The sequence below is a fragment of the Pseudomonas sp. P5_A2_2 genome (assembly GCF_054177685.1).
In genome coordinates this window covers 1-8,077 of sequence record NZ_JBGCUL010000143.1, presented here as the reverse complement: position 1 = coordinate 8,077, position 8,077 = coordinate 1, and the positions used below count along the sequence as shown (strand labels likewise).

Here is an 8,077-nt window from a genome sequence, read left to right as displayed (position 1 = left end):
GTTGTTGGAGACTGGGCGCAGTGGTGCACGAGCGTGCGCGCAGTTAGCGCGTCATCGTCGGGCTCGCATTCTTGAGCAAGCCGCAATCAACATCGAACATGATGCCGGTGTGTTTGCCAGGCTGATCGTCGACGAGGCCGGGAAGACCCTCAAACAGGCGGAAAAGGAGGTCAAACGTTGCGTCAACACCCTCAAGCTGTCGGCCGAGGAGGCCAGGCGCAATGCCGGGGAGGTGGTGCCTTTCGACGCTTATGAAGGCTCCGAATCGCGTCAGGGCTGGTTTTCCCGTGAGCCTCTGGGGCTGATCGTTGCGATCACGCCGTACAACGATCCGTTGAACCTGGTGGCGCATAAGCTCGGTCCGGCCATTGCGGGCGGTAACGCGGTGATTCTCAAGCCCTCCGAGCTCGCGCCATTGTCGGCCATTAAACTGGTGTCTTATCTGGTCGCCGCAGGCTTGCCTGAGTCAGTGGTCACAGTCGCCACCGGCGGCGCGGAACTGGGCAAGGCGTTGGTCGCCGCCCGTGAGGTGCGGATGATTTCCTTCACCGGCGGTTTCGTCACCGCAGAGCAGATTGCCCGCACGGCCGGGTTGAAGAAACTGGCCATGGACCTGGGCGGCAATGCGCCGGTAATCGTCATGGGCGACTGCAACCTTGAGGCCGCTGTCGAGAGTTGCGTGTCCGGAGCTTTTTGGGCAGCGGGGCAGAACTGCGTAGGCACTCAGCGTTTGCTGATTCAGGCGTCGATTTATGAAGCGTTCCGGGAGCGATTCGTCAGCCAGGCCCGTGCGCTTGTGGTCGGCGATCCATTGCTGGCCGACACCGATATCGGCCCCATGATTACTGCGCAAGCCGCGCAGAATGCCGAGCAAGTGGTGAACGAGGCCTTGCAAGAGGGCGCCACGTTGCTCTGCGGCCATCGGCGTGCAGGATCGTGTTACGCCGCCACCGTGTTGGAAAACGTCGATCATGCCAGTCGACTCTGGCGCAATGAAGTCTTCGCTCCGGTGGTGGTATTGCAGCTGTTCGAAACCTTCGATGAAGCCATCGCGTTGGCCAATGAACCCGAATACAGCCTGCATGCCGGGATCTTCACCAATGATCTGGCTACCGCGATGAGCGCCGCACGGAGGATCGAAGCCGGGGGAGTGATGATCAACGACTCTTCCGACTACCGCTTCGATGCGATGCCGTTTGGCGGTTCCAAGTACGGTAGCCTGGGCCGGGAAGGGGTGCGTTTTGCCTACGAGGAAATGACCCAGCCCAAGGTGGTGTGCCTTAACACGTTGGGTTAGTCGATTCGCGGTAAGTGGATCAGCTCGTATGGCATTGGGTCGGTTTGGTCACCGGCCCAATGCGTTTTGCTGAATGGGGAGAAAGGAGAAGTTGAATATTTTCACTGAGCTGATAATCGCCAAGAAAGCGTCTGTTGCAATCTGAGGGGCGGTGAGATCTGAAGAATGACGACTTCTGGCGGTTTTGTGCATGTCGTGACTGACCCTTTGGGCCATAAGCGGTCGGTGACAGGCTAGTGGCAAATCGAATGCAAGCGGGCGCGCTATCACCGAATTAACTGAATCTTATAGCGATGCCCTGACCACCAATGGACAATCAACTGGCTGGGCTCCCGATACGTCGAGGGTCTCGATCAGGTGCCGGGCAGCCTTGCGACCGATCTCGTAGTACGGCAGTTGCACCGTGGTCAGCGGCGGGATGAACAGCTCAGCCATACCGATCATGTTGTCGTAGCCGAGCACGGCGACATCGTCGGGAATTTTCAGGCCACGGCCCAACAATAGCTGATAGGCACAAAAGGCAATGCGGTCGTTGCCACAGATCAGAACATCGAACCGGGGACGACCCTCGATGATGTGCCGGTCGAGGATGGCTGCGGTTTCACCATAGGCATCATGATCGGAAAGGTCGTATTGCAGCAGTGCGTCAGGCGCCAGGCCGAATGCCTGACAGGCACGCTGCAGGCCTTTTTGTCGCAGGCCCCAGGCCAGACTCTGTTTAGGCAGATTGATACACAGAGGGCGCCGATAGCCTTGGCTCAACGCGTGATGTACGGCGCGATACTGCCCAGATTCGTCGTCCGGCACATAACTGACCAGGTGACTGTCATCGGCCAGGCAATTGGCGAGTACCAGGGGTTTGCTTTTCAAGCGCTCGGSAATGCATACCTGGCGAAACCCCATGGCGCTGAAGATCAACCCGTCGGGACGGTGCGACAACATCAGGTCGATGTTCTGGTCGGTGGGCGGGTTGCTCAACAGGTTGAGGATAAAGACATTCCAGCCGGCTTGCTGTGCGGTCTGTTCGATGGACAGCAACAGTTCGACCGCGAACGGTGTGGTCGCGGTGTCCAGCGCGAACACTCCGATAGTTCGCGACTGGAGGTTGTCGCCGCGCATCTTGCGCGCCGACAGGCTCGGTACGAATTGCAGTTCATCAATGGCGCGCCGCACCCGTTGAAGGGTTTCGGGGCTCAGTTTTTCCGGGTTATTGAGCGCTCGAGAAACCGTCATCAGGGACACGCCGGCCAGCTGTGCAACGTCTTTCACTGAAGTCATGCGAGGTGAGCCCGGTCAGGTTGACGCAGAATCATGACACAGGGCCCGGGCTTCTCGCGACTCGAATGACGCTGCTCACAGCCATCCGCCGCTCATAGCCATCCAGAGCCGAGAGGCCATGCCTTGGGAATCGAGACACGCCCGCCACTTCCGTTGGCAAACAGCTTCACGCCCAGACTGTCGGGCCGCGGATAGAGGCGACTGCTGAGGCTGAAGCGCCCGTTCTCGTCGAACACCTCGATGGACGAGCGATCGAGAAACACACGCAGTTCCAGTCGCTCTTGTGTCGGATCTATCGCCACGCTGCGCTGGCCGGTGACTTGTGCACCCGAGCGGCTGCGGTCAAGCACCAGACGCTGCAGCGATGCATCGTAGTAGAGCAGGGTTTCTTCCTGGCCATCGTCGCTGCAACGCAAAGCGATTCCCAGGTGGCCGTCGGTGCAGCCGAGCAAATCCAGCTGCACATGGATTTCGAGCCTGTCGCCATTCACTTCCCGCACCCATCGGGCTCCCGACCCATCCCACCAGGACGTGCCCGGCAATGGCGCCTTGCGCAGTGCGGTCAGCTCCCGTGCCGGATACACGCAAAGGCGATCGGCGCACAGTTCAAGTTCGCGCGGCAACCCGAGCATGCCGCACCAGTGATGGGCCTGGCTCGGCATCGGGCTTTCCCACATGTCGAGCCACGCCCACACAAGGCGGCGACCGTCGGCGGCCAGTAGCGTTTGTGCGGCATAGAAATCGTGGCCGTTATCCAACTCGATAAAAGGCCCGCCCGTGAAGTGCCATTCGCTGTCGAGTCGGCCCACTCGATAACCGGTCTGGTACTTGTTGAGCCGTTCGTAACCCTCGGGTTGCATGCCTTGGGGGGAGTACAGCAGCACATCGCGCCCGTTCAGTCGGAACAGATCCGGGCACTCCCACATATAGCCATCGCCCTCACTGCCACTGGACACATAATCAAGGAACTCCCAGGCGTGCAGATCCGTGGAACGGTATAGCGGCAGCAGCGGTTTATCACCCAGACGCGCGCCGGCAATCAGGTACCAATAGTCATCCTCCTGCCATACCTTGGGGTCACGAAAGTGCATGATCGTGTCTTGCGGCGCGTTCTCGATGACGGCGCCATGCTTGACGAACCGGATACCGTCGGTGCTGGTGGCCAGGCACTGGACTTGGCGGATCGAGCGTTCGTCTCCCACGTCCCCCAGCCAGGTGTGCCCGGTGTAGATCAGTGCCAGGGTATCGCCACACACCACCGCGCTACCGGAAAAACAACCGTCACGGTCGAAGTCGTCGCCGGGCGCCAGCGCAATGGGCAGATGTTGCCAATGGACCAGATCGGCACTCTTGGCATGCCCCCAATACATCGGGCCCCATTTCGCTTCGAAGGGGTGGTGTTGATAGAACACGTGGTATTCGCCACGAAAGTACACCACACCGTTGGGGTCGTTCATCCAGCCCACCGGGGGGGCAAGATGATAATCGGGTCGATAGTCCTGGATGACGCGAGACAGGCCGTCACCCAGGGCGCGCTGCGCAAGGTCAAGGGAAGAAGACATTGGATCGCTCATGGTATTCAAAGACAAGGTCATAGGGCGCGTGCTCGGGCTGAGCGTAGAGAGACGTCATCCGGCAGGGTTTCAATGGCTTGTGGGTGGCGACTCAAGGCAGTGCCGTCGGCGTCGAACAGGTGCAGATTGCCGAACTCCAGCTGCAGCTCGACCTGATCGCCCACCTGCCATCCGGCGTTGACCTCACAACGACAGATCAGTGGCTCGTCCTGACCTGTATCGAGGTGCACATAGGTTTCACTGCCCAGGTATTCGACCCCGGTCACGACGACGCCGGCAGTTCCCTGCGCCGCCTTGAGCGACACGTGTTCCGGGCGAATCCCCAGGCTCAGTGGGGCGTCCACCGCCAGGTTCGAGCTGTCGAAGGGCAGGGCGGTCATACCCAGGACGGGAGTATCGACCAGGCTGGTTTTACCCGGGACATGCAGGCGTGCCGCCAGAAAGTTCATTCTGGGCGAACCGAGAAAACCGGCGACAAAGCGGCTCGCCGGGCGCTCATAGAGTTCGCGCGGTGAGCCGACCTGCTCTACGCGACCGCCATTGAGTACGACAATTTTGTCGGCCAGGGTCATCGCTTCCACTTGATCGTGGGTGACGTAGATCATGGTCGAGCCCAGTCGAGCATGCAGCCGGGCGATCTCATTGCGCATCTGCACCCGCAAGGATGCATCCAGATTGGAGAGCGGCTCATCGAACAACAAAATGTCCGGCTCACGCGCCATGGCTCTGCCCATTGCCACACGCTGGCGCTGCCCTCCAGACAGTTCCTTTGGCTTGCGTTGCAGCAGTTTGTCCAACTGCAGGATTTGCGCGGTTTTCAGCACGCGCTCGCGCAGGCTGGTCTTTTCAGTCTTGGCCAGTTTGAGACCAAAGCTGATGTTGTCGTAGACGCTCATGTGCGGGTACAGCGCATAGGACTGAAACACCATGCCGACGCCACGCTCGCGCGGCTCCAGGTCGTTGACGCGACGCCCGTCGATCAGCAGGTCGCCGCCGCAGATCGAATCCAGCCCGGCGATCAGGCGCAGCAGGGTTGATTTTCCGCAGCCCGAAGGGCCGACGAACACCACGAATTCACCCGCCGCGATTTCCAGGCTGACGTCGCGAAGAATCCGCGCGCCGCCCAATTGTTTGTTTACGTTGTCCAGTTTCAATTTAATCACGATGCTGTTCCTTGTCTTTGTTGGGCATCAACCCTTTAACGCGCCGGCAGTGAGACCGGAAACGATTCGGCGCTGGAAGATCAGCACCAGAATCACCAGTGGGACGGTGACCAGCACCGATGCAGCCATCAACAACCCCCAAGGCAATTCATGAGGGCTGCCGCCGGAAATAAGGGCGATGGCGACCGGCACCGTGCGTTGGGTGTCGGTGAGGGTGAAGGTCAGGGCAAACAGGAACTCGTTCCACGCGGCGATGAAGGCCAATAAGCCCGTGGTGACCAGTGCGGGCCAGAGCAGCGGCAACAGCACTCGGGTCAGCGTGACCCAGGGGGACGCGCCATCCATGATTGCCGCTTCTTCCAGTTCATGGGGCAGTTGCCCCATAAATGTGGTCAGCACCCAAACGGTGAAGGGCAGGGTGAAAATCGTGTAGCTCAGGATCAACGCCCAGGACGTGTTGTACAGGCCCAACGCGCGGATCACTTCGAACAGCCCCGACAGCACGGCGACCTGGGGAAACATCGACACGCCAAGCACCATCATCAACACCGTGCCACGCCCACGGAACTTCACCCGGCCCAAGGCATAGGCGGCGGTCAGGCTGAGGAACAACGCCAGCGTCACCACACACAGCGCAACCACCAGCGAGTTACCGATGGCCCGCAGGAATGAGGCTTGGTGGAGTACCGCCGAGTAATTGGAGAAATCGGGGTTATCGATCCAGTAGCTCACCTCGAACAAGGCGCTGGATGGCTTCAACGACGTCACGATGGCGTAGTAGAAAGGGAAAACCGCATACAGCAGCAATACCCCGATCAGACACCAGAACCCGAGGCGCAACAGCGTTTTTTTCAGCAGGCGCGGGCTCATGAGCGGACCTCCAGTTGACGGCGTCCGAGGTAGAGATAAAGCATGGCGATGACCGCAACCACCAGAAACAACAGCGTCGAGGCTGCGCTGCCGTAACCGACGTCCTGGAACTCCACCAGGTGCTGGCGGGCATACACCGACATGCTCATGGTGCTCGACGAGTTCGAGGTCAGCACATAGATCACGTCGAATACCCGCAGCGAGTCGAGGATGCGGAAGATCGCCGCCACCAACAAGGCGGGCATCAGCAGGGGAAGCGTGACACGCCAGAACACCCTCAGCGGATGAATGCCATCAACCCTCGCGGCTTCGTAGCAATCGCTCGGCAACATCTGCAAGGCCGCCAGCATCAGCAGCGTGACAAACGGCACGGTCTTCCAGACGTCGACGAGGATCACCGCCCACATCGACAGGTCCGCATCGGCCGTCCAGGCCAGGGGCGCGTCAATCAGGCCGAGGCTCAGCATCATGTGATTGATGATGCCGAACTGGTCGTTAAGCATCCATGACCAGATCTTTGCCGAGACAATGGTCGGAATCGCCCAGGGAATCAGAATCATCGCACGCACGAGGGAACGGCCGGTGAACTTGATGTTGAGCAGCAACGCCACCAACAGTCCCAGTACGACTTCCAGTCCCACCGACACCACGGTGAAATGCAAGGTGTTGCGCACCGCGTTCCACCACTGAGGATCGACCAGGATGCCCGACCAGGTGGAACCGTTGCGGAACAGATAATTGCTCAGGCCGATGAAGGATCCGCCACCGGTGTCCGACAGACTGGCGTCGGTCAGGCTGAACCAGAATGTGCGCAGTAGCGGCCAGGCTGCCACCAGGGCCAGACACAGCAGCATCGGTGTCAGAAATAGCCAGGCGGCGCGTACTCGGCGACGTTGTACGGGCGTTTCCCTGGTGAGCAGGAGCTCGTCGCAGGGGGCAGTAGTAGAGACAGACATGGTGATTTCCTTCCTTGTGGCTTACCAGTTCCGGCGTTTGATGCGCGTGAGTTCGCTTTCCAGTTCGGCCAGCGCCTGATCCACAGGCAACTCGCCCGCCAGCACACCATGCACTCGATCGAAGAACGCATTGGAGACCCGTGGATAGCGATCGGCAGTGATGGAGGCGGGGCGCATGACCCCATCGTTGAGAATGCTATGGAGCTGACTGTAATAAGGCATTGCCGCGAGCAATTCGGGATCCTGATACAGCGACTCGATCACCGGGTTATAGGCGGCAGCCAGAGCACGATGTTTTTGCTGTTGGGCACTGGTCAGGTAGCTCACCAGTTCTGCGGCAAGTTTTGGATGGGCGCTGTAACGCGACACCGCCAGGCCCCACCCACCGAGGGTGGAGGCATGGGTACCGGTCTCGCCGCCACGGGGCAGGGGAGCGACGCCGACTTTGTCTTTTACCGCACTGTCCTGGCTTTGCACCAAGGCCCAGACATAAGGCCAGTTACGCATGAACAGCGCATTGCCCGACTGGAATACGCCACGGCCTTCCTCCTCGGTGTAGTTGAGTACGCCACGCGGGGAGATGTCTCCTACCCAGCTTTTCGCCAKGGTCAATGCCGTTCTTGAGGCCTGGTTGTTGACCACGATGTCGCCTTGCGGATTGACCAGCCCGCCTTGCGGTTGGCTGCTGATCCACTCCAGCGCATTACACGTCAGGCCCTCGTAGGCGCGCCCTTGAAAGATGTAACCCCAGGCATTGGGGTTCCCGGCGTTGCGCTCGGCTTGCTGAACATCCCTGGCCRTAGCGGTCATTTCCTCCCACGTCTGGGGAACCTGCTGGTTGTACTTCTCGAGCAAGTCCTTGCGGTAATACAGCAGGCCCGAGTCGGTGAACCACGGCATCGTCACCAGCCGTCCGTTCACCGTGGCGTTATCCACTTG

General features: G+C 60.0%; 7 protein-coding genes. 1 reads left to right on the top strand and 6 read right to left on the bottom strand.

All coding sequences use genetic code 11. The annotated features are described in order from the left end of the window. Positions 1–1,297: aldehyde dehydrogenase family protein (locus ACXRVY_RS11750; protein ID WP_458237441.1), on the top strand; the 1,297-nt coding region annotated here is incomplete at its 5' end. Between the two features lie 285 nt (positions 1,298–1,582). On the opposite strand, the gene ACXRVY_RS11745 is transcribed toward ACXRVY_RS11750, so the two are convergent. The 6 genes from ACXRVY_RS11745 to ACXRVY_RS11720 all read right to left on the bottom strand — a co-directional run. After that, positions 1,583–2,575: a LacI family DNA-binding transcriptional regulator gene (locus tag ACXRVY_RS11745; RefSeq protein ID WP_458237440.1), complete on the bottom strand. Its 993-nt coding sequence runs from the start codon at positions 2,573–2,575 to the stop codon at positions 1,583–1,585. A gap of 92 nt (positions 2,576–2,667) precedes the next feature. Continuing rightward, entirely contained in the window at positions 2,668–4,170 is a 1,503-nt protein-coding gene (locus ACXRVY_RS11740) for a glycoside hydrolase family 32 protein (protein WP_223458762.1), read from the bottom strand. Next, positions 4,167–5,312, bottom strand: a complete 1,146-nt coding sequence (locus tag ACXRVY_RS11735; protein WP_223458764.1) for an ABC transporter ATP-binding protein — start codon at positions 5,310–5,312, stop codon at positions 4,167–4,169. The genes ACXRVY_RS11740 and ACXRVY_RS11735 overlap by 4 nt, the downstream gene beginning before the upstream one ends. 27 nt (positions 5,313–5,339) lie before the next feature. After that, positions 5,340–6,182, bottom strand: a complete 843-nt coding sequence (locus ACXRVY_RS11730; protein WP_223458766.1) for a carbohydrate ABC transporter permease — start codon at positions 6,180–6,182, stop codon at positions 5,340–5,342. Then, positions 6,179–7,138: a carbohydrate ABC transporter permease gene (locus tag ACXRVY_RS11725; protein ID WP_223458769.1), complete on the bottom strand. Its 960-nt coding sequence runs from the start codon at positions 7,136–7,138 to the stop codon at positions 6,179–6,181. Before ACXRVY_RS11725 ends, ACXRVY_RS11730 begins: the two co-directional genes overlap by 4 nt. 21 nt (positions 7,139–7,159) lie before the next feature. Further along, a partial coding sequence (locus tag ACXRVY_RS11720) for an ABC transporter substrate-binding protein (RefSeq protein WP_458237439.1) occupies positions 7,160–8,077 on the bottom strand: 918 nt, incomplete at its 5' end.

What these genes read in the sequence shown, in the direction of transcription:
- ACXRVY_RS11740 (WP_223458762.1), bottom strand. Translation starts at nt 4,170, where the DNA reads ATGACCTTGTCTTTGAATACCATGAGCGATCCAATGTCTTCTTCCCTT.
- ACXRVY_RS11730 (WP_223458766.1), bottom strand. Translation starts at nt 6,182, where the DNA reads ATGAGCCCGCGCCTGCTGAAAAAAACGCTGTTGCGCCTCGGGTTCTGG.
- ACXRVY_RS11725 (WP_223458769.1), bottom strand. Translation starts at nt 7,138, where the DNA reads ATGTCTGTCTCTACTACTGCCCCCTGCGACGAGCTCCTGCTCACCAGG.